This is a genomic window from Aureimonas sp. D3 (genome assembly GCF_001463805.1).
GTDB lineage: Bacteria > Pseudomonadota > Alphaproteobacteria > Rhizobiales > Rhizobiaceae > Aureimonas > Aureimonas ureilytica_A.
Map to the genome: position 1 here is coordinate 20,093 of NZ_BBWM01000073.1, position 26,179 is coordinate 46,271.

Genomic DNA, 26,179 nt, shown 5'->3' on the forward strand with positions numbered 1-26,179 from the left:
GTCCTCCCGCTCAGCTCTTCTGGAACATCTTCAGCATCCGGCGCGTCACCATGAAGCCGCCGAAGATGTTGACCGATGCGATGAGGATGGAGATGGCCGCCAGGATCGTCACGATCGCGCTGGACGAGCCGACCTGAAGCAGCGCTCCCAGGATGATGATGGAGGAAACGGCATTGGTCACGGCCATGAGCGGCGTGTGCAGCGCGTGGCTGACATTCCAGATGACGTGATAGCCGACGAAGCAGGACAGAGCGAAGACCACGAAATGCTGAAGGAAGCTCGGCGGCGCGACGAGGCCGATGAGCAGCATGAGCGCAGCGCCCCCCGCCAGCAGCGCGACCTGCCGCTGGCCGGCCTTGCGGGCGGTTTCCGCCTCGCGCAGGGCCTTGGCCTCGGCGCTTTCCTCGGGGGCCTTCTTGGCGGGCTGGCGGGCGATGGCCTGGATTTTCGGCGGCAGGGGCGGATAGGTGATCGCGCCCTGATGCGTCACGGTCGCGCCGCGAATGACGTCGTCTTCCATATTGACGATCGGCACGCCGTCCTTCTTCGGCGTCAGATCGTCCATCATATGGCGGATATTGGTGGCGTAGAGGCTGGAGGCCTGCGTCGCCATGCGGCTGGGATAGTCGGTATAGCCGACGATCGTGACGCCGTTCGGCGTCTCCACCACCTGATCGGGCACGGTCAGATCGCAATTGCCGCCGCGCTCGGCGGCGAGATCCACCACGACTGAGCCCGGCTTCATCAGGGCCACCATGTCGGCGAGCCAGAGCTTGGGCGCGTCGCGGCCGGGGATCAGCGCCGTCGTGATGACGATATCGACCTCCGGCGCTTGGGCGCGGAAAAGCTCGAGCTGCTTGGCGCGGAACTCAGGGGACGAGGGCGCGGCATAGCCACCCGTCGCCGCGCCGTCGGCGGCGTCGGTGAAGTCGAGGAACAGGAACTCCGCGCCCATGGACTGGATCTGCTCGGAGACTTCGGGGCGCACGTCGAAGGCGCGGACCTGCGCGCCGAGCGACTGCGCCGCGCCGATGGCGGCCAGACCCGCGACGCCCGCGCCGATAACGAGAACCTTGGCCGGCGGCACCTTGCCGGCGGCGGTGATCTGACCCGTGAAGAAGCGGCCGAAGCGGTTACCGGCCTCGATCACGGCGCGATAGCCCGCGATATTGGCCATGGAGGACAGGGCGTCCATCTTCTGCGCGCGGCTGATGCGCGGCACCATGTCAATGGCGAGCGTGGTCACGCCCCGCTCGCGCAGCGCTTCCAGAAGAGCGGGGTTCTGCGCAGGATAGAGGAAGGAGATCAGGATCTGACCCGAACGGGTCTGCGCGACCTCGTCCGGCTCGGGCGGGCGCACTTTGGCAACGATGTCGGCTTCGGCAAAGAGCGCCGCCGCATCCGGCACGACCCGCGCGCCGGCCGCCTCATAGGCCGCATCCGAGAAGCGCGCCGCTTCGCCCGCACCCGATTCCACGAGGCAGCTATAGCCGAGCTTGCGCAGCCGCTCAACGCTGTCCGGGCTCAGCGCTACCCGCCGCTCGCCCGGTCTGGTTTCCCTAGGGACACCGAACTTCATATCGATCACTCTCCTCCCACGAGACGGACACAAGGGTTCCTCTCCCCTTCGGTTCGCTCGAACGCGTCTCCCTCGGCTCGGAAGGCCCGGTTCGCCAAGGCGAGCCATACCTTTCAAGCCGGCTCCTCTTGGCCGCAAATCAGCCTCTACTGGGCTCCCCGAAAAATCGCAAAGCCTCTGACACGGGTGCGCGATCGCAAACCGGAAATACTTAACTTATATCGACGCCGGGAAGCTCACGGGCCGTTTCGCGACCCGACAGGGCATGGCCGAGAAACAGGCTGAACAGCTCCTGCTGGCTGGCGATCCCCAGCTTGGCATAGATGCTCTTGCGGTGATTCTTCACCGTTCCCTCGGCGATCCCGAGCAACGAGGCGACCGAATGGGTCGAATGGCCGCGCAGCACCATCTGCGTCACCATGCGCTCGCGCGTCGAGAGAAGACCGGGGCAGAAGCGGGCGAAGGCGTCGTCCAACCCATGATCGGCGTCGAACGGGTCCGCGCCGAGCGCCGGCTCGCCCTGCGGCGCGGCGAGATCGGCCCATTGCCGGCGCAGCGTCTCTCGAACGATCGGCTCGGCGGCGCTCAGGCGGTCGAACTCGGCCTCGCTGAAGGGCGGGCGGCCGGCGCTGCGCATCAGCGAGTAGACCGCCGTCAGCCCGCGCGGCAGATCCACGATGAAGCCGATTTCCTCGGCGAGCGACCCGGACTCCATGGAGATGCAGGGATGTACCTCCCAATTGTTCACGTACTCGCCCTCGAAAAAGGCGTCGGGCGCCAACTGGCACATCCGGTAAAGGCCCGATGGAACGGGCTCGGCGCAGGCAACATAGAAGGGGTCGAGCAGATAGGCCCCGTCGAGATAGGCGTCGAGCGCCGCTCCCGGCCGATGCCCGCCGAACCCGTCATGAAGATACAGCGGCCGACCGCTCGCGGGATAGGCGAAGACAACGCTGAGATCGAACGGGGCCAGCCCGCGCAGCGCCTCATCCAGCACATCGGGCAGATCGGGCTCCCCCAGACGCGCGATCAGTCGCGAGACATCCGACAGCCAGCTCGCGCCCGCATGGGCTTCCCGCCCGCCTCCCGCCGGAGATCGCGCCATGTGCTCAGCACCCCATTCGCCCAACCGATCGAGCGGAAGGGAGCCTAACAAAGCGACTGGGCGGTGGAATAGCCCTTTGGTGATATTGCACAGGTCTTAACCCTGCCTCCAGACTAGGCAGATTGGCGGGTCGGCTGGAAGATCGCCCCCGCTGGAGACCCATGACTGACCGCAGTCAGGGACGTGCATGCAGCCGCAGAACACGGAGAGGTCGATGACAAGCCCAGTACCGCCGGGAGTTCCCGCCACCTATACGGACGATCAGAAACACGCCGACATGCAGGTTCTGCATTCGATGGGCTATGCGCAGGAGCTGGAGCGGCGCATGAGCCGCTTTTCCAACTTCGCCATTTCCTTCTCGATCATCTGCATCCTGTCGGGCGGCATCAATTCGCTGGCCCAGGCCACGTCCGGGGCCGGAGGCGCCGCCATCGGCATCGGCTGGCCGCTCGGCTGCGCGGTCTCGGCCGTCTTCGCCATCGCCATGGCGCAGATCGCCTCGGCCTATCCGACGGCGGGCGGCCTCTACCACTGGGGTTCGATCCTCGGCAATCGCTTCGTCGGCTGGCTGACGGCCTGGTTCAACCTTCTGGGTCTCGTCACGGTTCTGGGTGCGATCAATGTCGGCACCTATTACTTCTTCTACGGTGCCTTCGGCCCGGCGCTCGGCATGAGCGACACGATCGGCACGCGCATCGGCTTTCTCGTCGTCATCACGGCGCTTCAGGCCGTGATCAACCATGTCGGCATCGGACTGACGGCCAAGCTCACCGACTTCTCGGGATCGCTGATCCTCGTGACCTCCGTCGTGCTAGCGCTGACCTTTCTCGCCTGCGCCCCGTCCTGGGACGTCGCCCGGCTCTTCACCTTCCACAATTATTCGGGCGCGGCGGGCGGCAATGTCTGGCCTGAAATGTCGACGGGCTGGGCCTTCCTGCTCGGCCTGCTCCTGCCGATCTATACGATCACCGGCTATGACGCTTCGGCCCATACGTCGGAGGAAACGCGGGACGCGGCAAGCGCCGTGCCGAAAGGCATGGTCTCCTCCGTCCTCTGGTCGAGCATCGCGGGCTATATCGTGCTCTGCTCCTTCGTCCTGATGATCCCGGATATGGACGCCGCCGCCGCTCAGGGCTGGAACGTGTTCTTCTGGGCCATGGACACGCAGGTGCCCGCGCTTTGGCGCGACATCCTCTACGCCGCCATCTTCGTCGCCCAGTTCCTCTGCGGCATGGCGACCGTCACCTCCGTCTCGCGCATGATCTTCGCCTTCTCTCGCGATGGCGGCCTGCCGGCCTCCAAGACGCTCGCCGCGGTCCATCCGCGCTTCCGCACGCCGGTTCCCGCCATCTGGACGGGCGCGGTCCTGTCGGTGCTCTTCGTCTGGGGCACATCGCTCGTCAGCTTCGGTGAAACCTCGGCCTATGCGATCGTCGTCTCCTGCACGGTGATCTTTCTGTTCTTCTCCTTCGCCATCCCGATCGTCGCGGGGCTTCTGGCCTATGGCGGCTCCAAATGGCCGAAGATGGGGCCTTGGAACATCGGGCGTGGCCCCTTCATCCTGGCCGGCATTCTCTCCATCCTCGCCATGGTGCTGATCTTCGTGCTCGGCGTGCAGCCGCCCAATGACAACGCGCTCTTCATCACGCTCGGTTTCCTCGTCGTGTCGGGGCTCGTCTGGGTTCTGTTCGAGCGTCGGCGCTTCGCCGGCCCGCCGGTCGGAGCCGAGATCGCCAAGCGACAGGCCGCCATCCGCGCCGCCGAAAGCGCGGTCGGCGAAACGCGCTGACGTCAGGCCGCGAGGGCGAGGCGACTTCGGACCGCCTCGCCCGTCCGATCTTGCAGGGAGACGAAGAATGACGGGACGTTTGAACGGCCGCAGCACGCTCGTATCGGGCGGGGCCGATGGATGCGGCGCGGCCGCCGCGCGGATTTTTGCCCGCGAGGGCGCGCGTGTGACCATCGTGGACCGGCAGCGCGAGAAGGGCGAGGCGCTGGCCGCCGAAATCCGGGCGGGCGGCGGCGAGGCGATCTTCGCCGAGGCCGACGTGTCGAAGCGCGATGCGGTGGAGGCGGCGGTCGCGGCCGCCCACCAAGCCTTCGGCGCGCCGACCGCCCTCTTCAACCATGCCGGCTCGATCGTGGTGAAGCCCTTTCTGGAGACGAGCGACGAGGACTACGACTGGCTGATGGACGTGAATGTCCGCTCCATGTTTCTGATGACGCGCGCGGTTCTGCCGGGCATGATCGCGGCGGGCGGTGGGGCGATCGTCTGCACCTCGTCCATCTCGGCCGTGGCGGCGACGCCCGCCGAGGTGCTCTACGACATGACAAAGGGCGCGGTGCACATGTTCGCCCGCGCGATCGGCGTCGAGTTCCGCGACAAGGGCGTGCGCTGCAACGCCGTCTGCCCCGGCTTCATCGCGACGGCCCACGGCAATCGCGAGGTCGAACTCCTGACCGCCCACGGCGTCGATGCTTCGGAGGCGGCCATCGCGGCGGGGCAGGGACGCATGTGCCGGCCGGAGGAAGTGGCGAACGCCGCGCTCTTCCTCCTCAGCGACGAGGCAAGCTTCGTCAACGGCGCGCATCTCTTCGTGGACAACGGCTTCACCGCCATCTGAGGGGAGGGTCTCATGACATTCGAAAAGGGCGGCCTCTGGCGCAATTGGGTCGGCAACCAGTCCTGCATCTCGCGTTACAAGGCCATGCCGACCGAGGAAGCGCAGCTTTGCGAGATGGTGGCGGAGGCCGACCGGCTGGACCTGCCCGTTCGCGTGGCGGGCTCGGGCCATTCCTTCACGCCCGTCGTCGGCACGAGCGGCCTGCGCCTGTCGCTTCAGGAGATGAGGGGCGTTCTGAAGGTCGAGGGCGAGCACGTGACGGTCGCCGCCGGCACGCGGATCGGCGATGTCGGCCGGGCGCTGAAGGATCTGGGCCTTTCGCTCTCCAACCAGGGCGATATCGATACGCAGGCCATCGCCGGGGCCTTCACTACGGGCACCCATGGCACCGGCATCACGCTCGGCTGCCTCGCCTCGCAGATCGCGGGGCTGCGCCTCGTCCAGCCGGACGGCTCGGTTCTGGACGTGGAGGGGTCCGACCCCGACCTGCTGCTCGCCGCCCGCGTCTCGCTCGGCACGCTCGGGGTCATTTCGGCCATCACCTTGAAGACCGTCCCCGCCTATAACCTGCACGAGCATGTCTGGCGGGACGATTTCGAGACCTGCATGGAGCGCCATGACGAGCTGGCGGCCAATCACCGCCATTTCGGCTTCTTCTGGTGCCCGGTGCCGGAAAGCCGGCATCTCTATTGCCTGGCCGACACATCGGACGCGCCGCGCTCCACCACGCGCAAGACCTCCGACGTCTGCGAGATGAAGGTGATGGACATCACCGAGGCCGAGCCGATGGAGGCGCCTTTCGAGAAGATCGCCTATTCCTCGGAGGTCTATCCGATCGAATATGTCCCGAACTTCGTGGAACTCGAATATGCCGTGCCGCTCCAGCACGGGAAGGAGGCCGTGCGCGCGGTGCGCGAGTTGATGCTGACCAAGCACACGAACTGCATCTACCCGATCGAATACCGCTTCACCGCCGGGGACGACGCCTGGATGAGCCCGTTCCACCGGCAGGATTCGATCACGCTGTCGGTCTCGGGCGGCCCTGGCATCGACTATTGGGACTTCCTGCGCGATGTGGATGCGATCCTGCGGCGCTACGATTCCCGCCCGCACTGGGGCAAGATGCACTTCCTCGACGAGGAGGACGTGACGCATCTCTATCCGCACGCCAACGATTTCCGCGCCCTGCGCCGCCGGCTCGATCCCGCCGGCCGCTTTCTCAACGACCATGTGCGGATGCTCCTGGGCTAGAACCGGCCCCGCCCTTTCGGGCGAGGCCATTCCTCCGGAGTCGAGGCCCTGCGGATGCCGCCGGGCGCGCTTCGATCCGAAGCCTCGTCCACGACAGGCTGCCCCTTATCGTCCACGAGCTGCGCGCCGCCCTCGATCGGTAACCGTGGCCATATCCGGCCCATGGCCCCATTCCAGCTGGACGGGAGGCTTTTCACCAGTGGCCGATAAGAAAGTTCTCGACCTTGACCTCAATCTCAGGGTTCGCGGCCTCGAAGCGCTCGATCACGAGCGCCATCACGGCGCAGCCGAAGCCGCCGTCCTGGCAGGCGCGGGGAATCTCGTCCGCAAATGGCATTGAGGCGAAAGCCATGGACGCGCCGAGCACCCAGACGGCCAAGAACGACCTGTGCCGCTTTCCCGGTTGAACGTCCCGCCTGGCAGCTGGCGAGCCTCCCACGTTTCGGGCCATACGCTCGGAATAATTGGTCTTACCAGATTTTCGATGATCCAAGAGTGGCTGAGAGTCTTGTCCGACGCCTGCGGTGCGCGCTGTCTTGACATCCGCTGGAACGCTGTGTCTGGTCTGACCAACGACGCGCACCGGAAGTTTTGACGCGCCAATCCGTGACGGGAGGAGCATTCGGACATGCTGAGATTTGCGGCCGTGGGTATCGATCACGGGCACATTTTCGACCATATCAAGGGACTGATCGCGGCGGGCTGCGACTTTGCGGGCTATTGCCCGGAGACCACCGCGCCCGGCATCCTCAAGGCCCTCGAAAGCGATTATCCGAACGCGCCCAAGCTCGACCGCGATGCGATCTTCGCCGACGCGTCGATCGACATCATCTGCATCGCCGCCATTCCCGCCGATCGTGCCGGGCTCGCGGTGCGCGCCATGAAGGCGGGCAAGGACGTGATGACCGACAAGCCGGGCGTCACCACCTTCGCCCAGCTCGAAGAGGTCCGCCGCACGGTCGAGGAAACCGGACAAATCTTCTCGGTCTGCTTCACCGAACGCCACAGCGTGCGCTCTGCCGTGAAGGCTGGCGAACTCGTGCGCGAGGGCCGCATCGGGCGGGTCGTGCAGACCATGGGCATGGGGCCGCACCGGCTGCAACTCGCCACCCGCCCGGACTGGTTCTTCGATCCCGACCGCTTCGGCGGCATCATCGTGGACATCGCGTCCCACCAGATCGACCAGTTCCTCTATTACACGGGCTCCGAGACCGCCGAGATCGTGTCGAGCGCGATCGGCAATTTCGCCATGCCCGACAAACCCCGCTTCCAGGATTACGGCGAAATCCTGCTGCGCTCGGACAGGGCATCGGGCTTCGTGCGCGTCGACTGGTTCACGCCCGACGCGCTCGGCACCTGGGGCGACGGCCGCCTGACGATCCTGGGAACCGAAGGCTATATCGAGCTGCGCAAATATATCGACATTTCCGGCCGCCCGGGAAAGGACCACCTCTTCCTCGTCAACGGAACCGAGAACGTCCATATCGACTGCAGCGAAGAGAAGCTGCCCTATTTCCAGGCCTTCGCCGACGACGTGAAGCACCGCACCCAAACCGCCATGCCGCAGCGCCATGTCTTCGAGGTGTGCCGCCTGTCGCTCGAAGCGCAGGCGAACGCCGTGCGCCTCGGCCATCGCTGAGAGTGGGGACACCATGACCCGGAAACTGCGCGTCGGCATCGTGGGCGCCGGCATCGCCGAGCGGCATCTGGCCGGCTTCGACTGGATCAAGGATCTCTACGAGGTCGTCGTCCTCTGCTCGCTGGACGAGGAGCGCGGCCGCAAGCTCTGCGATCGATATGCCATTCCCGAATATACGCAGGATGTGGACACGCTGTTCCGACGCGACGATCTCGACCTCATCGACATCTGCACGCCGCCGGACTCGCATTTCGATCTGTCGCGTCGCGGCATTGAGGCGGGTAAGCACATCATCTGCGAGAAGCCGCTTTTGGGCTCCATCGCGGAAGTGGACGAGATGGCCGGGATCGTCGCCCGCGCGAACGGCCCCAAGCTCATGCCGATCTTCCAGTATCGCTACGGGACCGGCCTCCAGAAGCTCAAGATGCTGATCGAGAAGGGGCTGACGGGTCGCCCGTTCCTCACCACGATCGAGACGCATTGGTGGCGCGGACCGGCCTATTACGACGTGCCCTGGCGCGGCAAGTGGACGTCGGAGCTGGGCGGTGGCCTGCTCGGCCACGCGATCCACGCCCATGACATGCTGAACTATGTCCATGGGGCTTGCGCCGAGGTCTTCTCCTATGGCGCGACGCTGGTGAACCCGATCGAGGTCGAGGATACGGCCACACTTTCGGTGAAAATGGCGAACGGCTCGCTGGCGAGCCTCTCCATGACGCTCGGCTCGCGCAAGGAAATCTCGCGGCTGCGCTTCTGCTTCCATGATCTGGTGGCCGAAAGCATTCTCGAGCCCTACACGATGGGCCGCGATCCCTGGACCTTCATCGCAGGCGACGAAGCGCATCAAGCGCGGGTGGACGAGGCGCTCGCCGCCTATGAGACCCATGAGGACGGTTATACGAGGCAGTTCGAGCTGTTCCATGCCGCGATCATAAAGGATGGCGAGCCGCCCGTGACCTTGCAGGACGCGCGCAACTCGCTCGAGCTCGTGACGGCCGCCTACCATTCGCAGCGCACCGGCCAGCCGACGCCGCTGCCGATCACCGCGAGCCATCCGCTCTATCGCTCCTGGCTGCCGGACGACATGCGCCCGGCGCAGAATTTCCAGTCGTAGGACGTTTGGCCGCTCTGGACGTTATGGTTCGAAAACGGATCATCGGCGCCGGACGTCTCGACACTGCGCCACCCGGTGCCGGGTGGCGTCCGCTTCATGAGGACGACATGCCGGCCGACGCCCCCATCCGCCAACCGAGCGAACGCCTGTATCAGACCGTCGCGCGCCGCATCGCCCGGCTCATCGAAGTCAACGCGAAGAACACGGACTGGCGGATGCCGTCCGAGCGCGAGCTGGCCGAGGAGTTGGAGGTCAGCCGGCCGGTGGTGCGCGAGGCCGTGATCGCGCTGGAAATGCGCGGGATCGTGGAAGTGAAGGGCCGCACAGGCATCACCGTTCTTCCGGTTCGCGGGCCGATCTCGGCCTTCGACAAGATCAACGCCGATTCCGGCGCGGGGCCGTTCGAGCTTCTGGACGCGCGCATGGCGGTGGAATCCAGCGCAGCCGCCATGGCCGCCGAGCGGGCCACCAGCTACGACCTCGCCACGCTGGAAGACTGCATGGCGCAAATGGAATACGAGACCAACGCCCAGCTCGACCACGAGAAAGGCGACCGGGACTTCCACATGACCATCGCGCGGATGACAGGCAATGCCATCATTCTTTCGATCATCGAAGCGCTCTGGGTGCAACGCGACGAGTCGCTGATGTGGAAGAAGCTGCACGAGCATATCCATGCGCCGAGCGTACGCCCGCTCTGGATCGGCGATCATCATGCCGTTCTCACGGCGCTGCGGATGCGCAATCCGGAAGCGGCCTACAAGGCGATGACCCGCCACATCCAGAATGTCAGCAAGGAGCTGATGGAAGCCGACGAGCGCGGCCGCCGCGCCCGCGCCACCGCCCTTTCGGCGGAGCGCTGACAGCTTTTCCCGGCGCTCAGGTCCCGCAGAAGGTGCGGTACGGCTCGTCCGCGCGCGGCGGCAGCGCGGCATAGACGCTGCCCTCCGCCGAGGCGCCGTAGGGTTCCGCCAGCGCCGCGTTCAGTTGCTCGAAAGGCGCAAAGTCGCCCTCCATTGCCGCCGCCAATGCCGCTTCGACGTGATGATTGCGCGGGATGACGGCGGGATTCACCCGGTCCATCTGAGCGCGCCGCTGTCCCGGATCGAGAGCATCGGCGTCCAGACGCGCGCGCCAGCGGGCCGCCCAGGCGCCGAAGCCATCGGCGTCCGCGAGGGCGAGGGCGGTCTCGTCGCCCTCGGCCGCCCTGCCGAGCGCGCGGAAGGTCCGCGTAAAATCCGCCTTCTCTCGCGCCATCAGCCCCAGCCAATCCTGCACAAGAACGTCATCACCCTCGCGCGCCTGCGTCAGTCCGATCTTGCGCCGGAAGCCGTCGAGATGCGCCTGATGAAACGCGGTGGCGAAGCCCGCGAGGCTATCCTGCGCGATCTCGACCGCGCGGTTCTCGTCGGGGTCCAGAAGATCGAGCAGACATTCGGCGAGGCGCGCAAGGTTCCAGCTCGCGATGCCGGGCTGATTGGCATAGGCATAGCGCCCGTTCCGATCGATGGAGGAGAAGACCGTGGCGGGATCGTAGGCGTCGAGAAAGGCGCAGGGGCCGTAATCGATCGTCTCACCGGCGATCGACATGTTGTCCGTGTTCATGACGCCGTGCACGAAGCCAACCTGCATCCAGCGCGCCACGAGCGCCGCCTGACGCGCGCAGACGCCGTCTAAGAGCGCTCGATAGGGATGCTCCGAACCGGCGGCGTCGGGATAGTGCCGCTCGATCACGTGATCGGCCAGACGCCGGAGCGCGGCCTCGTCCCGGCGCGCCGCGAAGAACTGGAACGTGCCGACCCGGATATGGCTGGAGGCGACGCGCGTCAGCACCGCGCCGGGCAGCGGCCGGTCGCGCATCACCCATTCGCCCGTCGCGACCGCCGCCAGCGCCCGTGTGGTCGGAATGCCGAGCGCCGCCATGGCCTCGCTCACCAGATATTCGCGCAGCACCGGCCCGAGCCCCGCGCGCCCGTCGCCGCCGCGAGAATAGGGGGTCGGCCCCGCGCCCTTCAGTTGCAGATCGCGCCGCGCGCCATGGCGGTCGATGATCTCGCCCAGCAGCACCGCGCGCCCGTCACCGAGCTGTGGCACGAAATTACCGAACTGATGGCCGGCATAGGCTGTCGCGATCGGCTCCGAACCCGCAGCGATCCGATTGCCGGCCAGGATTTCCGCCCCCTCGGCGCTTTCCAGCGCTTCGATATCGAACCCGAGTTCGCGCGCCAGCCCATGGTTCAGCTTCAAAAGAAGCGGCGCGGCGACGGGCGTCGGCGAGGTCGGCCGATGAAACGGGACGCCGAGGCGCGCATAGCGATTGTCGAAGTTGAAATGGGCCGTCATGACCAGCTGCCTTCTGGTTGGATGGCGCCGAGGCTTTCGCCGGATGCTTCGCCACTGAGCCTCATTTGGGCGAACGGTCGGCCGATTGCGAGCGCCCGGCAGGAGAAAGCTGACGGGCGGGGAGGCGAGTTTTGAGGAGGCCGTGCGTGACGGGCTCCGAATCACCCGCGCCCCGCCAGTGTTTACCGAAGCGGCGATAAAACTTCACCCATTTCAAGTCACGTCTTCGCAATCGTCTCGCCAGTCGCTAAGAGACAAGATGGACAAGAGGAAGGCATGAGAGACCCCGTGCGAGACGACGCCAAAGCCCAGTCGCTGCGCTCGCCTTTCAACGAGGCCCGACGATCGGCCGCTCTCCATGCCTATGACGTTCTCGATACGGAGCGGGAAGAGGAGTTCGACGTCCTCGCGCAGATGGCGTCGGAAATCTGCGGCACGCCGATCGGTGTCGTGAATTTCGTCGATACGCGGCGTCAGTTCTTCAAGGCCGAGGTCGGACTCGGAGTTCGTGAAACACCGCTCGAAACCTCGTTCTGCGGCCACGCTATTCTGGAAGACGATCTGATGGTCGTGCCCGACGCGACCAAGGACCCGCGCTTCGAGAGCAATCCGCTGATCACGAGCGAACCGGGTCTGCGCTTCTATGCCGGAGCGCTGGTCAAGACGCCGGACGGGATGCCGATCGGTACGGTCTGCGTTCTCGACTACCAGCCTCGCCATCTGGCCGAGCATCAGGCCCAGATGCTGCGGCTGCTGGCGCGGCAGGCCAGCACGCAACTCGAACTGCGCCGGGCCTTGACCAAGGCCCGCGCCGCCGAGACCCGCCATCGCAATGTCCTCGACAGCGCCGTGGACTACGCCATCATCTCGCTCGATCTCGAAGGCCGGGTCGTCGGCTGGAATCGCGGCGCGGAGAACGTGCTGGGCTGGCGGGAAGAGGAAATGCTCGGCCGCTCCGCCGACGTGCTGATGAGCGCAACGGACCGCGCGCTCGGCCTGCCCGAGCAGGAACTGCGCACGGCGCGCGAGGTCGGCCGTAGCGAGGACGAGCGCTGGCTTGCCCGCAAGGACGGCTCGCGCCTCTTCGCGCTGACCGACATCATGCCCCTGCGCGATCCGAACGATCGCCATGTCGGCTATGTCAAGATCCTGCGCGACCGCACGCAGGACCGGCGGCGGGGCCAGCGCCTCGCCCTGCTCGGCCAATTGTCGGAAGCCCTTCTTACCACCGACGATCCGAACGCCGCGTTGCGCCCCATCCTGGAGAGCGGCGCGGACACGATCGGCTTCGACCAGAGCTATGCCTATGAGATCGCTGCGGACGGGCAGCATCTCTGCCTGCAACAGGCCGTTGGCGTCGATCCCACGCTGTTAGGCGCGTTCCACTACGTCTCCTTCGAAGTCCCGATCTGCGGTCTCGTCGCCCAGAACGGCGAACCGCTGGTGCTGTCGCACCTGCAAAGCTCTGAGGATCCGCGGTTCGAGGTCGCGCGGGCGGAAGGGCTAGACGCCTATGCCGGGTTTCCGATCTTCGATCGGGACGCGTTGGTGGGCGTCGTCTCCTTCGTCTCGCGCGACACGCCCAGTTTCGATCGGGAATCCCTCTGCTTCTTCGAGACGGTGGCGCGCCTCTTGTCGATCGCGCGCGAGCGGCTGAATCGCGAGACCACGCTGCGCGCCTCGGAACAGCGCTCGCGGATCGCGCAGGATGCGGGGCAGATCGGGATCTACGAGCTGGATCTCGCCAGCGGCCGAATTCTCGGTTCGCCTCTGTTCTGGCGGCTTTTCGGCTTGGACGACGCTGCTGGCCGCACGGCTGACGACATCCGTCCCTTTGTCGTGGAAGAAGACCTGCCTCTCATCTGCGTCGATCCCGCCCGGCGGGACGGCAGCGCTCCGCTGGAAGTGCAGTACCGAATCCGCCGCGCGAGCGACCAAAGCTTGCGCTGGGTGGCCCGGCGCGCCGAGTTCATCCGCGACGGGGATGGTGTCGCCCGCGCGATGATCGGGACGGTCATCGATGTCACCGATCGCAAGCGCGCCGAACTCCATCAGACGGCGCGCCTCGCCTTGGCCGATCGGCTCCGCTCGACTGAGAGCGCGAGCGAGGTCCATGCGCGGGCGTCCGAGTGCCTTGCGGTGACGCTCGGCGCGCCGAGAGCCGGCTACGGCCGAATCGACCGTCGCGCCGAACTCTTTGAAGTGGCGGAGGATTGGGCATCGCGGGAAGAGGACAAGCTGGTCGGGCATTATGGGCTCCAGCTCTTCCGAGGCACGGTGGACTATCTCGCAGGCGGTCAGGCCCTGGTGGTACCCGACCTCTCGGATTTTCCCGCGCTTGTCGAGGATGAAACGACCTATCGCGCGATGGGCACGCTGGCCCAGATCGTGGTTCCCATCATCGACCGGAGCGAGCTTGTCGGCGCGCTTTATGTGCACGCCAAGGAGCCACGCCTTTGGACAAGCGATGAGGTCGAATTCGCCAAGGCCGTCGCCGATCAGACCTATGCCGCGCTGATGCGCGTTCGGGCCGAGGCCGAGCAACAGGTTCTGAATCTGGAATTGTCGCACCGGCTCAAGAATACGCTCGCCATGGTGCAGGCCGTCGCCATGCAGACGCTGCGCGGCGTGACCGAGCGGGAGCTGGTGGAGGCGTTCAACCGGCGCGTTCAGGCCCTGGCGGTGGCCCATCACGTGCTTCTGTCCCGCAACTGGACCGCCGCGCGCATCAAGGACACGGTCGAGGCGGTTCTGGGCACGTTCGACCAGTCGGCGCGGTTCGCCATCGAGGGGCCCAATGTCGAACTCGGGCCACGCAGTACGCTCACGCTGTCTTTGATGATGCACGAACTGGCGACCAACGCGGTCAAATATGGCGCGATCTCCGTGCCCGACGGAGGTGTCGATGTCAGCTGGCGGCTCGAACACCGGGCGCGCAGCCAGGATCTCGTGCTCGAATGGCGCGAATATGGTGGGCCTCCGGTGGTGGCGCCGAGCGCGAAAGGCTTTGGCTCGCGGCTGATCGGCATGGGGCTGGTGCAGAGCGGCAGCGTCGATCTTCGCTACGAGACCGCTGGCTTCGTGGCTGTCATGTCGGCTCCGCTGGAACATTTGCAGGGTGTTTGATCCCGCGCGAGGCCGGCGCGAAGGCATCGCTTAGCCCGCCCTGCGCTTTATCGCCTGTCCAAGATTTTCTCTTGCGCGAGAGAGTCGGGATAGGATCGGGCGTTGTGATATTTAAGAATAAATCCAAACTCGAAAAATAAAATCAGGAATGAGCTTGCGCAGGACGACGCAAACTCATACCTTCCAGCTATCGAACTTGTTGACTGAATTTTTGGGCGCCTCTTCGCCCCATGATCTTCTCTCTCAATCTCGAAACTTGAGCGGTCGCGCATCCGGCGTGATCGTCATTCAGGCACGTTCTTGAAAGGGACTGTCATGGCTATCGGCACCGTAAAATTCTTCAACACCACCAAGGGTTTCGGCTTCATCTCGCCTGAGACCGGCGGCACGGACGTGTTCGTCCACATCTCCGCCGTCGAGCGTTCGGGCATGAGCTCGCTTCAGGAAGGCGACAAGGTCAGCTACGACGTCGTCGCCGACCGTCGTTCGGGCAAGAACGCAGCCGAGAACCTTCGCGCTGTCTAATTCGTCTCGCTCCGTGACCGCGGATGTACCGGCACGGAACGATTGACGACGCAGAGAGGTCGGGCCACGCCCGGCCTTTTTTTGTCTCAAGGCTTTGTCGCGTTTGCTCGACAATGGGGCTGAACGGTCTCTCGGCTTAGGCTAAGGCTTGCGAGCATAGGCTTCTGTTTCGATAGAGCGCCTTCTCCTGGGCTGGCCTCTGAGACCACGCAGCATCATAGATCTTTCGATGTCGGATGGTGCGAAACCTCGGGCCACTGGACATCGTGGCCATACGCAGCCTCCGCGCCGCAAACCCGCACCGCACCTCGTCGTGCCCATGCCGCCTCGCGGCCAGCTTTCTACGCTGATGAGCCCGGTCCCCTGCGGACCTCGCCTCGACCTCACGGCGCTTCGTTTCGCGGCTTACCAGCCGATCCCGCTCCCGGCTCCCATCTGTCGCCGGGGTGTCCATCGACGATCCAGACCTTTCCTGCCCGGCTCTTCGTCCTCTTGGGCGCTGACAAGGCCATGGCGACACGCACCGCCTTCTTTCGCGACGTCGGACATTTTTTCTCGTTTTCATCTTTCAAGGAGATCACACATGCAGGTTCTCGTGCGCGACAACAATGTCGACCAGGCCCTCCGCGTCCTGAAGAAGAAGCTCCAGCGGGAAGGCGTATTTCGCGAGATGAAGGCGCGGCGCGCCTACGAGAAGCCCTCCGAAGCGCGCGTGCGCGAGAAGAAGGAGGCCATTCGCCGGATGAAGAAGCTCGCGCGCAAGAGTGCCCAGCGCGAAGGCCTGCTGCCCGCGCCGCGCCCCAAGGCCGTCGCCGGCAAACGCTGAGCCTCTCGCGAGCCTCAGGCTCGCCGCCGATACATGAGCCCTATCGAAGGGCTCGCGCCATAGGTGGGGCGTTCCGGCCCGGTCATCGCTCGGCCGCCCCTCCGGCCGCCCGTTCTCGAAAACCGAAGCGGGCGGGCCGTGGCGACGCCCCCGCGCTCTCACAGGACGGTCCGCTCAATCGCTGTGCGAGGCAGCGTTCATCATCCTACGCCGCGCGCGTATCCCCATCAGTGCCGGGCACAAGTTGCCTGTTTTCGAGGACGGGCGACGACATCGCTCCCTCGACAAGCGACGCGAACAAGTCGGCAGTGCCGCTCCGATGGCTTCCAAACTCCCGATGCTCCGCCACAGGCGCAATCGGCTCGCGGATGATGGAAAAGCATAGCGACGCCAATAGTTTCCGCACTGCAAAATGACAAAAAAGTATCGGCATTTTGCTGGATGAAATGTAGAAGACAGCGCCAGCACGCTGATACCAATTCGTCAAGATCGCAGAGTGAGCCCCGTGGGAGAGACGGGGTTCGCCAAGCCTGAAAAGGGGCTGCGGGAAGGGAGGTGAGGTCATGCAGCCGGACCTGGAACTGGTGCATGTTCGAAAAGGCGAGTCGTTTGCGGCTTGGATGCATGGCTATCCGTTCCGCACGGTGCGCTGGCATTATCATCCGGAATACGAAATTCACCTGATCGTAGCGACATCGGGCCGATACTTTATCGGCGACTTCGCCGGGACCTTTTCGCCCGGTCAGCTGATCGTGACCGGACCCAATCTGCCGCAGAACTGGATCAGCGACGTTCCCGCCGACGAGGTGGTTCCGGTACGTTCCATTGTCATCCAGTTTCCCGAGCATTTCATTCAAAGCGCCTGCGAGACGATCGCGGAGATGCAAGGGGTACCCGCGCTTCTGGAGCGCAGCCGGCGCGGCCTTCTGTTCGATCAGGGCACGAGCACCATCGTCGCGCCCCTGATGCGCCAGCTGGTGGAAGCGCAGGGGCTTCGCCGCCTCGTTCTGTTCTGGGAGATCCTACATCATCTCACCACCGGCGAGCATGAGGTTCTGGCCAGCCTCAGCTATGAGCCGAACCTGTCGCAGGCCGGCGACAGCGGCATCAACCGGGCGCTCGCCCATCTGCGCGAGCATCTGACGCGGCAGGTCGAGGAGCGGGAACTCGCCGATATCGTGGGTCAGAGCCCCAGCGTCTTCTCGCGCGCCTTCAAGCGGCACACCGGCACGACGCTGGTGCGCTATCGCAACCAGCTTCGCATCGATCTCGCCTGCAAGATGCTGCTGACGGAGCCGGGGCTCGCCGTCGCCACGATCTGCTACGAGGTCGGCTTCTCCAACCTCTCCAATTTCAACCGACATTTCCTGAAGCTGAAGGGCATGTCGCCCTCGCAGTTCCGCGCGAATTTCGCCGCCAACCGCGACCTCGTCATCGCCGACTGAGCACAGCGCCAGCTTCACGAACCACCGAATTCGGCAGCCCCTCGGCTGCCGGGGCTCTGCGGGTGCGCCCGTTTCATACCATCTGGGAGGAATACCATGTTCTCGAAGACGATGCTTTTCGCCGCCTCGGCCCTGGCGCTCGCCATGGCTGCCCCCGCCAGCGCTCAGGAGCCGACCAAGCTCAAGATCGGCATGAGCTTTCAGGAGCTGAACAATCCGTATTTCGTGTCCATGCAGGAGGCGCTGAAGGCGGCCGCCGCCAGCATCGGCGCCGATGTCGTCGTCACGGATGCCGGCCATGACATCGCCAAGCAGATTTCCGATGTCGAGGACATGCTGCAGCAGAAGATCGACATTCTGCTTCTGAACCCGACCGACAGCGCCGGCATCGAAGCCGCCGTGCAGGCCGCCAAGGCGCAGAACGTCGTGGTCGTGGCGGTGGACGCCAATGCCAACGGCCCGGTCGACACATTCGTCGGCTCCAAGAACCGGGATGCGGGCTACATGTCCTGCAAGTATCTGGGCGAGAAGCTCGGCGGCAAGGGCGAGGTCGCGATCCTCGACGGCATCCCCGTCGTGCCGATCCTCCAGCGCGTCGAAGGCTGCAAGGCGGCGCTCGGCGAGTTCGCCGACATCAAGCTGGTGGACACGCAGAACGGCCGTCAGGACCGCTCAGTCGCGCTCGGCGTCGTGGAAAACATGATCCAGTCGCACCCGAATCTGGCCGGCATCTTCTCGGTGAACGACGGCGGCGCGATGGGCGCGCTCGCCGCCATTCAGGGCTCGGGCCGCGACATCAAGCTCACCTCCGTGGATGGCGCGCCGGAAGCGGTGAAGGCGATCGCGGACGGCACCCCGTTCATCGAGACGACCGCCCAGTTCCCGCGCGATCAGGTGCGCGTCGGCCTCGGCATGGCGCTGGCCCACAAGTGGGGCGCGCGCGTGGTGCCCAAGGACGTCCTGATCGACGTGCGCGTCGTGGACTCCAAGAACGCCGCCGACTTCAGCTGGTAATCGCCACCGGCCCCCGCTCGCTCGAGCGGGGGTCGTTTCCACGGGAGGCAACATGCTGGAACTCAGGGGCATCAAGAAGAGCTTCGGCCGGATCGAGGTTCTGCACGGGATCGACCTGACGGTGCGCGCCGGCGAGGTTCATGCCCTGCTGGGCGAGAACGGGGCCGGCAAATCGACCCTGATGAAGATTCTCTGCGGCATCCTCGCGCCCAGCGAAGGAACGATCCGCATCGACGGCGAGGTCAAGCGTTTCGCCGATTACGATCAGGCGATCGAGGCCGGCATCGGCATCGTGTTTCAGGAATTCAGCCTGATCCCCGACATGAACGCCGTCGAGAACATGTTTCTGGCGCGCGAACTGCGCGGGCCACTCGGGCTTCTGGACAAGAAGACCATGCGCCGGCGCGCCGCCGAGGTTCTTCTTCGGCTCGGCATCGAAGTGCCGTTGGACGTGCCGGTGCGCCGCCTGTCGGTCGCCCAGCAGCAATTCGTCGAGATCGCCAAGGCGCTGCTTCTCGACGCGCGCATTCTGGTTCTGGACGAGCCGACCGCAACGCTCACCCCGTCCGAGGTCGAGCATCTGTTCAAGGTCATGCGCGAGCTGCGTCGACAGGGCGTCGCCGTGGTCTTCATCTCGCATCATCTGGACGAAATCTTCGAGATCTGCGACCGCATCACGGTGCTGCGCGACGGCAATTTCGTCGGCGAATGCGCGGTAGCCGACATCGACAACGACCGGCTCGTGGAGATGATGGTCGGCCGCCGGCTGGAGGCGAATTTTCCGCCCAAGCCCGCGCCCAATGCCTCCGCGCCCGTGATGATCGATGTCGAGGCGATCCAGCTCCGCAAGGGCGGGCCGGTCTCGCGCTTCCAGCTGCGCCAGGGCGAAATCCTCGGCTTTGCCGGCCTTGTGGGCTCCGGGCGCACCGAGACCGTTCTCGCCATGCTCGGCGCGCATCCGGCCGCGCGCTGCGAGATGCGCATCGACGGGCAGTCCTTGCGCCTGTCCGGCCCCGACGAAGGGCTGGCGCGAGGAATCGGTCTTCTCCCCGAAAGCCGCAAGGAGCAGGGGCTGATCACCAGCTTCTCGATCCTCCAGAACATCTCGCTCAACAATTACGGCAAATATCGCAAGAACCACTGGTTCCTCGATCTGAAGGCCGAACAGGTGGCGACGGAAGAGGCCATGGCGCGCGTGCGCGTAAAAGCGCAGGGGCCTCACGCCCGCGTCGATACGCTGTCGGGCGGCAACCAGCAGAAGGTCGTCATCGCCCGCTGGCTCAACCACCAGATGAAGGTTCTGGTCTTCGACGAGCCGACGCGCGGCATCGATGTCGGGGCCAAGGCCGAAATCTACGCGCTGATGCGCGCCTTCACCGCGCAGGGCTACGCCATCATCATGATCTCCTCCGAACTGCCGGAGGTGATCGGCATGTCCGACCGCGTCTGCGTCTTCCGATCCGGGGGCATCGTCGCCACCGTCGAAGGGGAGGCCATCCACGCCGAACGGATCATGAGTTTCGCTACGACCGGGAGGGTCGAACATGTCGCTTGATGCCACCACGCTTCCCCGCAACCGGCTCGCCGCCTGGGGCAATCTCATCCATTCGCCGCTGGTCCTGCCGCTGGCCGGTCTGATCGTCGTGTCCTGCCTCATGGGGCTCGCCAGCGACAATTTTTTCACCGTCAGCAATCTTCTCAACGTACTGCGGCAGGTTGCCGTCGTCGCGGTTCTGGCCGTCGGCATGACCTTCGTGATCCTGACCGGAGGCATCGATCTGTCGGTCGGCGCGGTCATGGCGCTGGTTGGCACGATCTCGGCCGGTCTCATCGTCCATTCCGGCCTGCCGGCGGAACTGGCGCTGCCGATCGGTCTCGTGCTGGGCCTTGCCATCGGCCTTCTCAACGGCTTCCTCGTCGCCTGGGGGCGGATGCCCGCCATCATCGTGACGCTCGCAACCATGGGCATGGCGCGCGGGCTCGGGCTGATCTATTCCGGCGGCTATCCGATCTCGGGCTTGCCGAGTTGGATTTCCTGGTTCGGCATCGGGCGCATCGGCATCCTGCCGGTCCCGGTCGTCATCATGCTGGTGATCTACGCGCTGGCCTTCGTGCTCCTGCAGCGCACCGCCTTCGGCCGCCATGTCTATGCGCTGGGCGGCAACGAGACGGCGGCGCAGCTTTCGGGCGTCAAGACGCGGCGCGTGAAGCTCGCGGTCTATGCGCTCTCGGGCCTCACCTCGGCCTTTGCCGCCGTGATCCTGACCGGTCGCTTGATGAGTGGCCAGCCGAATGCCGGCGTCGGCTTCGAGCTCGACGCCATCGCCGCCGTGGTGCTCGGCGGAACCGCCATCTCCGGCGGTCGCGGGCTGATCCTCGGCACGCTGATCGGCGCTGTGCTGCTCGGCATTCTCAACAACGGCCTGAACCTCATGGGTATCAACCCCTACCTTCAGGACGTCATCAAGGGCGGCATCATCCTGCTCGCCATCTATATCGGTCGCGAGTGGCGCTGACCGGCCTCTTCCCCCAAGCATGGAACATCGTCATGTCTGAATCGCTGAACGGCAAGATCGCCGTCATCACCGGCGCCGCCTCCGGCATCGGCCTCGCCACGACCGAAAAGCTTCTGGGCGCGGGCGCCACCGTGGTCATGGTGGACCGCAACGCCGAAGCGCTCAAGAGCCTCACCGCCAGGCTGGGCGAGAAGGCCGTCGCGCAGGTCACCGACCTCACCGACGCGGAAAGCTGCGCCGCCATGGTGCCGGAAATCCTGCAGAAGGTCGATCATATCGACATTCTCTACTGCAATGCCGGCCTCTATATCGGCGGCGATCTGACCGAGACGACGCCGGACGCCATCGACCGGATGCTGAACCTCAACGTCAACGCCGTGATCAAGAACGTCCATGCCGTCGTTCCGCATATGAGCGCGCGCAAGACCGGCGACATCATCGTCACCTGCTCGATCGCCGGCCATTACCCGACCTATTGGGAGCCGGTCTATGCCGCCTCGAAATGGGCCGTGACCTGCTTCGTGCAGACCATGCGCCGGCAGATGATCCCGCATGGCGTGCGCGTCGCGCAGGTTTCGCCCGGCCCCGTCGTTTCGGCCTTGCTCGCGGACTGGCCGGAGGAGAACCTGCGCAAGGCGAAGGAATCGGGCAGCCTGATGGACCCGAGCGAAGTCGCCGATGCGGTGGAATATATCCTGACGCGCAAGCGGACGGTGACGGTGCGGGACATGATCGTCCTGCCCACCAATTTCGACCGCGTCTGAGCGAAGACGAGTGCTGCGAGGGAGAGACGAAATGGCGGACCATGTGATCGGGATCGATGTCGGCACGGGCTCGGCGCGGGCCGGCGTGTTCGACCAAACGGGCCGTCTTCTCTCCCTTGCCAAGCGCCCCTTCGACATGCATCGCGAGCGCGGCATCATCGCCGAACAGTCGAGCGAGGCGATCTGGCGCGCCGTCTGCGAAGCGGTGCGCGAGGCGGTGGCGACGAGCGGCGTCGATCCGGCCGATATTGCCGGCATCGGCGTCGACGCGACCTGCTCGCTGGTCGTGATCGGGCCGGACGGGAAGGGGCTGCCGGTCGGCGACCCTGCCCACCCCGAGCGCGACGTCATCGTCTGGATGGACCACCGCGCGACCGGCGAGGCCGAGCGCATCAACGCCATGGGCCACCCCGTTCTGCGCTATGTCGGCGGGCGCATCTCGCCCGAGATGGAGACGCCCAAGCTCCTCTGGCTGCGCGAGAACCGGCCTGAAATCTACGAGGGCGCGGCGCATTTCTTCGACCTGACGGACTTCCTCACTTGGAAGGCGACCGGCGCGCTCGACCGTTCGGCCTGCACGCTGACCTGCAAATGGACCTATCTCGCCGCCGAAGGGCGGTGGGACGACAGCTATTTCCGCGCCATCGGGCTCGGCGACCAACCTGACGATGGCTATCGCCGCATCGGCACCAGCGTCGTCGAGCCCGGCACGGCGCTGGGCTCCGGCCTGACCGAAGAAGCCGCCGCCGCCTTCGGCCTCCGACCCGGCACGGCGGTCGCGGCCGGATTGATCGACGCCCATGCCGGCGGGCTCGGAACCGTCGGGGCGACGGGCGGCACGGGCGATCCCACGACCTGCCTCGCCTATGTCTTCGGCACATCCTCCTGCACCATGGCGACGACGGTGGAGCCCGTTTTCGTGCCGGGCGTCTGGGGACCGTATTTCTCCGCCATGGTGCCCGGCCTCTGGCTGAACGAGGGCGGCCAGTCGGCGGCGGGCGCGGCGATCGACCAGCTTCTTCTCGGCCATCCCGCCCATGGCGCCGCCTCGCGGCAGGTGGAGGCGGAGGGCCAGTCCCTGCCGCAATGGCTGGGCGAGCGCGCGCTGCGCGGCGCGGCTTCGGCCAGCGGGACCGTGCGCCTCGCTGATGGTCTGCACGTCGTGCCGGAATTCCTCGGCAATCGCGCGCCCTTCGCCGATCCGCATGCGCGCGCCGTGATCTCCGGGCTCGGTATGGAAAGCGACGAGGATTCGCTGGCCGCGCTCTATATCGCGGGCGTCTGCGGCCTCGGCTATGGGCTGCGGCAGATCGTGGAGACGCAGGAGGCCCATGGGCTCTCGATCCGCACGATCAGCATCAGCGGCGGCGCGGGCGCGCATCCGCTGACGCGCCAGCTTCTGGCCGACGCCACGAACCGCACGGTCGAAGTGATCGATTGCCCCGAGCCGGTTCTGCTCGGCTCGGCCATGCTGGGGGCGGCCGCCGCAAAACTCTTCGACGGTCTGAAGGCCGCGATGCCCGCCATGTCGCATGTCGGCGCGCGCTGCGAGCCCGATAGCGGCGTGCGCGCCCTGCATGATGCGCGCTACAGCGCCTTCCTGCGGCTTCAGGAGACGGCCCGCTCCATTCGCGAGGCGGAAGCCGCAGCGGCCTGATCAGCAGAGCGCGCGGCCTCGGCTGATCCGCCGGGGCCGTTTGGCGTTCAGGGGCGCAACACGAGTTCCATCCGGTCGGCCGGGAAGCGCGCGCGGATCGCCTGCACGGGTCGCCCGTCGAGATCGACATCGACCGCCAAGCTGACGAGGACGATCGCGTCCGGCGCGCTCGCCAGATGCTCGGCGTCCAGCGGATGCACCCGCTCGGCCGTGATGCGCGTTTCGCGCCGTCGATAATCCGCAACCCCTTCCAGCCGCAGCGCCTCGGTCACCGAGCCGGTTTCGGCATAGGCCCGCACGATGCCGGGAAAACGCTCCACCGAGAAATGCGAGGTGGCGATGGACAGCGGCACGCCATTGGCGACGCTGAGCGTTTCCAGCCTGTGCAGCATCGCGCCCGGCGCGCAGTCGAGCAGCTGGGCCAAGGCCCCGTCCGCCCGCATCGTATCGGCGCGGATCAGCCGGCCGCCGGGCCTGCGCCCCTGCGCCGAGACATTCTCCGAAAAGCGCGTGCGCGGGCCGATCGGATAGGCGAGCCGGGGCGGGGCGGAGTTGACGAACGTGCCCCGCCCGCGCTCGGCGCGCAGCAGGCCTTCCGCCGAGAGGGACTGGATCGCGCGCCGCACCGTATGCCGGTTCACGCCATAGGTTTCCGCCAGTTCCGTTTCCGGCGGCAGGCGCTCCCCCATCATGCCTTCGGCGATGGCCGACCTGATCCTGTCGGCCACGCGCCGCCAGCGCGTCACGCCCTCGTCCGTCTCATTCAACCGTTTCTCGCCCCGTCGCGCCCGCTGTCATTGGGATGTCACCGATGGACGGTTAGAGAGGTTTCGTCCAGACTAGATGTCTAGACCAATAGACAAAGTTAGGCCGACCCATGCACTCCTCGCCCAGTCAGGCGCACGAGACGCCTCCGAAGCTGCGCCAGCGCGCGATCAGCGCCTTTGCGCTCGCGCCCGCCCCGCGCCTTCGCTCCCTCTTCGCCGCACTGGCGAAGGATGCGGGTCACGACGTGCCGGAGGCCATGCCGGTGCGCGGGCCGGAGATCGGCCTCGTCATGCTGCGCGGCCGGGCGGGCGGCGGCGGCGCGCCGTTCAACCTCGGCGAAGCCAGCGTCTGCCGCGCCACGGTGCGCTTGGGCACCGGCGAGGTCGGCCATGCCATGATCCTCGGACGCGATCCCGAAAAGGCGCGGCTCGCCGCCCATCTCGACGCGCTCTGGCAACATGCGGACTGGCACGAGCGGGTCGAGTCCCAGATCGTCGCGCCGCTTCTCGCCGCCGATGCCGAGGATGCGGCGGAACTGGCCAGCGAGACGGAAGCGACGCGGGTCGATTTCTTCACGGTGGCGCGGGGCGAGGACTGACATGACACAGATTCATTTCGCCGCAGACGCCGTGGCCGGAGGCTTTCCCGATCCGGTCCTGGACGCGCAGAGCGCCTTTCGCCGGATCATGAACGCCTTCGCCGAGCCCGGCACGACAGCTTGGCTGGACATGCCGGTCCAAGCGCCCGCCGCCTTGTCCCCCGCCGCCGCGATCCTGCTTCTGACGCTGGCGGATGCCGACGCGCCGATCTTCCTCGAAGGCGCGGCCGCGCTGACAGAGGCCAGCGCCTGGCTCGCCTTCCACACCGGCGCGCGGGTCGATGCCGCACGGGGGGAGGCCAGCTTCGCCCTTCTGACCGAGAATTCCGACCCCGCCGGGTGGGATGCGTTGCCGATCGGCACGGATGCCTATCCCGACCGCGCCGCGACGCTGATCCTTCCCGTGCAAGCCTTGGAGGGCGGTGCGCCGCTCACCCTGACGGGACCGGGCATCGAGACGGTGCGGACCATCGCGCCTCTTGGCCTGCCGGCGGGCTTCCTCGAGGCGCGAGCGCGCAACGCCGCCCTCTTCCCGCGCGGGCACGATCTCGTTCTGGTGGCGGGCGACGCGCTGATCGCTCTGCCGCGCACCACCAAGCTTCGGGAGGCCTGAGCCATGTATGTGGCCGTCAAGGGCGGTGAAGCCGCTATCCGCAACGCCCATCGCCTGCTGGCCGACCGCCGCCGGGGCGCGCGCGACGTGCCGGCGCTGGGCCTCGACCAGATCACCGGGCAATTGTCGCTCGCCGTCGATCGCGTCATGGCCGAGGGCTCGCTCTACGATCCGGAACTCGCCGCCATCGCCATCCGGCAGGCGCGCGGCGACATGATCGAGGCGATCTTCCTCCTGCGCGCCTATCGCACCACGCTGCCGCGTTTTCGCGCCGCCGAGCCGATCGACACCGGCCATATGCGCTTGGAGCGGCGCGTGTCGGCGACCTACAAGGACCTGCCGGGCGGCCAGCTTCTGGGCCCGACCTTCGACTATACCCACCGCCTGCTCGACCCCGCCATGGCGGGCGACGAGCCGGTAGCCGAGCCCGAGCGCAGAGCGGCCGAGCCGGACCAGCCCGCGCCGCGCGTCACCGACATTCTCGGCCATGAAGGGCTGATCGAGCCCGATGGCGTGAAGCCGCTTGAGGGCTGGGCCGAGCCCGGCGACATCACGCGCGATCCGCTCGACTTTCCGGCCGGGCGGGACCTGCGGCTCCAGGCGCTGGCGCGCGGCGACGAGGGCTTTCTTCTGGCGCTCGGCTATTCCACGCAGCGCGGCTATGGGCGTACC

General features: G+C 66.2%; 23 protein-coding genes. 18 read left to right on the forward strand and 5 right to left on the reverse strand.

The annotated features are described in order from the left end of the window. Positions 1–10: 10 nt before the first annotated feature. Positions 11–1,579 carry a Re/Si-specific NAD(P)(+) transhydrogenase subunit alpha gene (locus tag AUL36_RS21695; RefSeq protein WP_062224175.1) on the reverse strand — a complete coding sequence of 523 codons (1,569 nt, stop codon included), beginning with the start codon at positions 1,577–1,579 and terminating at the stop codon, positions 11–13. Between the two features lie 211 nt (positions 1,580–1,790). After that, positions 1,791–2,684 carry a helix-turn-helix transcriptional regulator gene (locus AUL36_RS21700; protein WP_082656006.1) on the reverse strand — a complete coding sequence of 298 codons (894 nt, stop codon included), beginning with the start codon at positions 2,682–2,684 and terminating at the stop codon, positions 1,791–1,793. A gap of 214 nt (positions 2,685–2,898) precedes the next feature. Here AUL36_RS21700 and AUL36_RS21705 point away from each other — a divergent pair, with 214 nt between their 5' ends. The 3 genes from AUL36_RS21705 (at position 2,899) to AUL36_RS21715 (ending at position 6,559) form a co-directional block, all read left to right on the forward strand. Next, entirely contained in the window at positions 2,899–4,473 is a 1,575-nt protein-coding gene (locus AUL36_RS21705; RefSeq protein ID WP_062224177.1) for an amino acid permease, read from the forward strand. A gap of 67 nt (positions 4,474–4,540) precedes the next feature. Then, positions 4,541–5,308, forward strand: coding sequence for an SDR family NAD(P)-dependent oxidoreductase (locus AUL36_RS21710; protein ID WP_062224179.1), 768 nt, complete (start codon positions 4,541–4,543; stop codon positions 5,306–5,308). 12 nt (positions 5,309–5,320) lie between these two features. Continuing rightward, entirely contained in the window at positions 5,321–6,559 is a 1,239-nt protein-coding gene (locus tag AUL36_RS21715; RefSeq protein ID WP_062224181.1) for a D-arabinono-1,4-lactone oxidase, read from the forward strand. Positions 6,560–6,752: 193 nt separating this feature from the next. On the opposite strand, the gene AUL36_RS21720 is transcribed toward AUL36_RS21715, so the two are convergent. Continuing rightward, entirely contained in the window at positions 6,753–6,938 is a 186-nt protein-coding gene (locus AUL36_RS21720) for a hypothetical protein (RefSeq protein WP_062224183.1), read from the reverse strand. Positions 6,939–7,187: 249 nt separating this feature from the next. Here AUL36_RS21720 and AUL36_RS21725 point away from each other — a divergent pair, with 249 nt between their 5' ends. The 3 genes from AUL36_RS21725 to AUL36_RS21735 all read left to right on the forward strand — a co-directional run bounded on the left by AUL36_RS21725 (position 7,188) and on the right by AUL36_RS21735 (position 10,175). Next, entirely contained in the window at positions 7,188–8,198 is a 1,011-nt protein-coding gene (locus tag AUL36_RS21725) for a Gfo/Idh/MocA family protein (protein ID WP_062224185.1), read from the forward strand. A gap of 13 nt (positions 8,199–8,211) precedes the next feature. Then, on the forward strand, positions 8,212–9,312 hold the full coding sequence (locus AUL36_RS21730) for a Gfo/Idh/MocA family protein (protein WP_062224187.1): 1,101 nt from the start codon (positions 8,212–8,214) through the stop codon (positions 9,310–9,312). Positions 9,313–9,419: 107 nt separating this feature from the next. Next, positions 9,420–10,175 (forward strand): FadR/GntR family transcriptional regulator, encoded by a 756-nt coding sequence (locus AUL36_RS21735; protein ID WP_062224189.1) that lies wholly within the window; start codon positions 9,420–9,422, stop codon positions 10,173–10,175. 16 nt (positions 10,176–10,191) lie between these two features. Here the strand turns inward: AUL36_RS21735 and AUL36_RS21740 are convergent, their stop codons facing one another. Then, the gene (locus AUL36_RS21740; protein WP_062224194.1) at positions 10,192–11,655 is read right to left on the reverse strand and encodes a protein adenylyltransferase SelO; all 1,464 of its coding nucleotides are present in this window, start codon (positions 11,653–11,655) and stop codon (positions 10,192–10,194) included. Positions 11,656–11,931: 276 nt separating this feature from the next. Between AUL36_RS21740 and AUL36_RS21745 the strand changes: the two genes are divergently transcribed. From AUL36_RS21745 to AUL36_RS21785, 9 genes are all read left to right on the forward strand, one after another. Next, positions 11,932–14,781, forward strand: coding sequence for a GAF domain-containing protein (locus tag AUL36_RS21745; RefSeq protein WP_082656007.1), 2,850 nt, complete (start codon positions 11,932–11,934; stop codon positions 14,779–14,781). A 315-nt stretch (positions 14,782–15,096) separates the two neighbouring features. After that, positions 15,097–15,306, forward strand: coding sequence for a cold-shock protein (locus AUL36_RS21750; protein ID WP_058600308.1), 210 nt, complete (start codon positions 15,097–15,099; stop codon positions 15,304–15,306). A 583-nt stretch (positions 15,307–15,889) separates the two neighbouring features. Beyond that, on the forward strand, positions 15,890–16,132 hold the full coding sequence (gene rpsU / locus AUL36_RS21755; RefSeq protein WP_062224197.1) for a 30S ribosomal protein S21: 243 nt from the start codon (positions 15,890–15,892) through the stop codon (positions 16,130–16,132). A gap of 563 nt (positions 16,133–16,695) precedes the next feature. Then, positions 16,696–17,577, forward strand: a complete 882-nt coding sequence (locus tag AUL36_RS21760) for an AraC family transcriptional regulator (RefSeq protein WP_062224199.1) — start codon at positions 16,696–16,698, stop codon at positions 17,575–17,577. A 96-nt stretch (positions 17,578–17,673) separates the two neighbouring features. Then, entirely contained in the window at positions 17,674–18,591 is a 918-nt protein-coding gene (locus AUL36_RS21765; protein ID WP_058600305.1) for an ABC transporter substrate-binding protein, read from the forward strand. A gap of 52 nt (positions 18,592–18,643) precedes the next feature. Next, positions 18,644–20,146, forward strand: a complete 1,503-nt coding sequence (locus tag AUL36_RS21770; RefSeq protein ID WP_062224200.1) for a sugar ABC transporter ATP-binding protein — start codon at positions 18,644–18,646, stop codon at positions 20,144–20,146. Beyond that, entirely contained in the window at positions 20,136–21,107 is a 972-nt protein-coding gene (locus AUL36_RS21775) for an ABC transporter permease (RefSeq protein WP_058633575.1), read from the forward strand. Before AUL36_RS21770 ends, AUL36_RS21775 begins: the two co-directional genes overlap by 11 nt. Positions 21,108–21,139: 32 nt before the next feature. Then, complete coding sequence (locus tag AUL36_RS21780; protein ID WP_062224201.1) at positions 21,140–21,871, forward strand: SDR family oxidoreductase; 732 nt, start codon at positions 21,140–21,142, stop codon at positions 21,869–21,871. Between the two features lie 31 nt (positions 21,872–21,902). Then, a complete protein-coding gene (locus tag AUL36_RS21785) occupies positions 21,903–23,528 on the forward strand; it encodes an FGGY-family carbohydrate kinase (protein WP_062224202.1) in 1,626 nt (541 codons plus the stop codon). Between the two features lie 47 nt (positions 23,529–23,575). Here the strand turns inward: AUL36_RS21785 and phnF are convergent, their stop codons facing one another. Beyond that, entirely contained in the window at positions 23,576–24,295 is a 720-nt protein-coding gene (gene phnF / locus AUL36_RS21790; protein WP_062224203.1) for a phosphonate metabolism transcriptional regulator PhnF, read from the reverse strand. 110 nt (positions 24,296–24,405) lie between these two features. Here phnF and phnG point away from each other — a divergent pair, with 110 nt between their 5' ends. From phnG to AUL36_RS21805, 3 genes are all read left to right on the forward strand, one after another. Then, positions 24,406–24,894 carry a phosphonate C-P lyase system protein PhnG gene (phnG, locus tag AUL36_RS21795; RefSeq protein ID WP_082656008.1) on the forward strand — a complete coding sequence of 163 codons (489 nt, stop codon included), beginning with the start codon at positions 24,406–24,408 and terminating at the stop codon, positions 24,892–24,894. A gap of 1 nt (position 24,895) precedes the next feature. Further along, positions 24,896–25,507 (forward strand): phosphonate C-P lyase system protein PhnH, encoded by a 612-nt coding sequence (gene phnH / locus AUL36_RS21800; RefSeq protein ID WP_062224204.1) that lies wholly within the window; start codon positions 24,896–24,898, stop codon positions 25,505–25,507. A 3-nt stretch (positions 25,508–25,510) separates the two neighbouring features. Continuing rightward, positions 25,511–26,179 (forward strand): carbon-phosphorus lyase complex subunit PhnI (locus tag AUL36_RS21805; RefSeq protein ID WP_192843890.1); only part of this gene is annotated, 669 nt, incomplete at its 3' end.

Bases quoted from the DNA above. Each gene is read 5' to 3' on its own strand.
- AUL36_RS21695 (WP_062224175.1), bottom strand. From the start codon at position 1,579: ATGAAGTTCGGTGTCCCTAGGGAAACCAGACCGGGCGAGCGGCGGGTA.
- AUL36_RS21700 (WP_082656006.1), bottom strand. From the start codon at position 2,684: ATGGCGCGATCTCCGGCGGGAGGCGGGCGGGAAGCCCATGCGGGCGCG.
- AUL36_RS21705 (WP_062224177.1), top strand. From the start codon at position 2,899: ATGACAAGCCCAGTACCGCCGGGAGTTCCCGCCACCTATACGGACGAT.
- AUL36_RS21710 (WP_062224179.1), top strand. From the start codon at position 4,541: ATGACGGGACGTTTGAACGGCCGCAGCACGCTCGTATCGGGCGGGGCC.
- AUL36_RS21715 (WP_062224181.1), top strand. From the start codon at position 5,321: ATGACATTCGAAAAGGGCGGCCTCTGGCGCAATTGGGTCGGCAACCAG.
- AUL36_RS21725 (WP_062224185.1), top strand. From the start codon at position 7,188: ATGCTGAGATTTGCGGCCGTGGGTATCGATCACGGGCACATTTTCGAC.
- AUL36_RS21730 (WP_062224187.1), top strand. From the start codon at position 8,212: ATGACCCGGAAACTGCGCGTCGGCATCGTGGGCGCCGGCATCGCCGAG.
- AUL36_RS21735 (WP_062224189.1), top strand. From the start codon at position 9,420: ATGCCGGCCGACGCCCCCATCCGCCAACCGAGCGAACGCCTGTATCAG.
- AUL36_RS21740 (WP_062224194.1), bottom strand. From the start codon at position 11,655: ATGACGGCCCATTTCAACTTCGACAATCGCTATGCGCGCCTCGGCGTC.
- AUL36_RS21745 (WP_082656007.1), top strand. From the start codon at position 11,932: ATGAGAGACCCCGTGCGAGACGACGCCAAAGCCCAGTCGCTGCGCTCG.
- AUL36_RS21750 (WP_058600308.1), top strand. From the start codon at position 15,097: ATGGCTATCGGCACCGTAAAATTCTTCAACACCACCAAGGGTTTCGGC.
- rpsU (WP_062224197.1), top strand. From the start codon at position 15,890: ATGCAGGTTCTCGTGCGCGACAACAATGTCGACCAGGCCCTCCGCGTC.
- AUL36_RS21760 (WP_062224199.1), top strand. From the start codon at position 16,696: ATGCAGCCGGACCTGGAACTGGTGCATGTTCGAAAAGGCGAGTCGTTT.
- AUL36_RS21765 (WP_058600305.1), top strand. From the start codon at position 17,674: ATGTTCTCGAAGACGATGCTTTTCGCCGCCTCGGCCCTGGCGCTCGCC.
- AUL36_RS21770 (WP_062224200.1), top strand. From the start codon at position 18,644: ATGCTGGAACTCAGGGGCATCAAGAAGAGCTTCGGCCGGATCGAGGTT.
- AUL36_RS21775 (WP_058633575.1), top strand. From the start codon at position 20,136: ATGTCGCTTGATGCCACCACGCTTCCCCGCAACCGGCTCGCCGCCTGG.
- AUL36_RS21780 (WP_062224201.1), top strand. From the start codon at position 21,140: ATGTCTGAATCGCTGAACGGCAAGATCGCCGTCATCACCGGCGCCGCC.
- AUL36_RS21785 (WP_062224202.1), top strand. From the start codon at position 21,903: ATGGCGGACCATGTGATCGGGATCGATGTCGGCACGGGCTCGGCGCGG.
- phnG (WP_082656008.1), top strand. From the start codon at position 24,406: ATGCACTCCTCGCCCAGTCAGGCGCACGAGACGCCTCCGAAGCTGCGC.
- phnH (WP_062224204.1), top strand. From the start codon at position 24,896: ATGACACAGATTCATTTCGCCGCAGACGCCGTGGCCGGAGGCTTTCCC.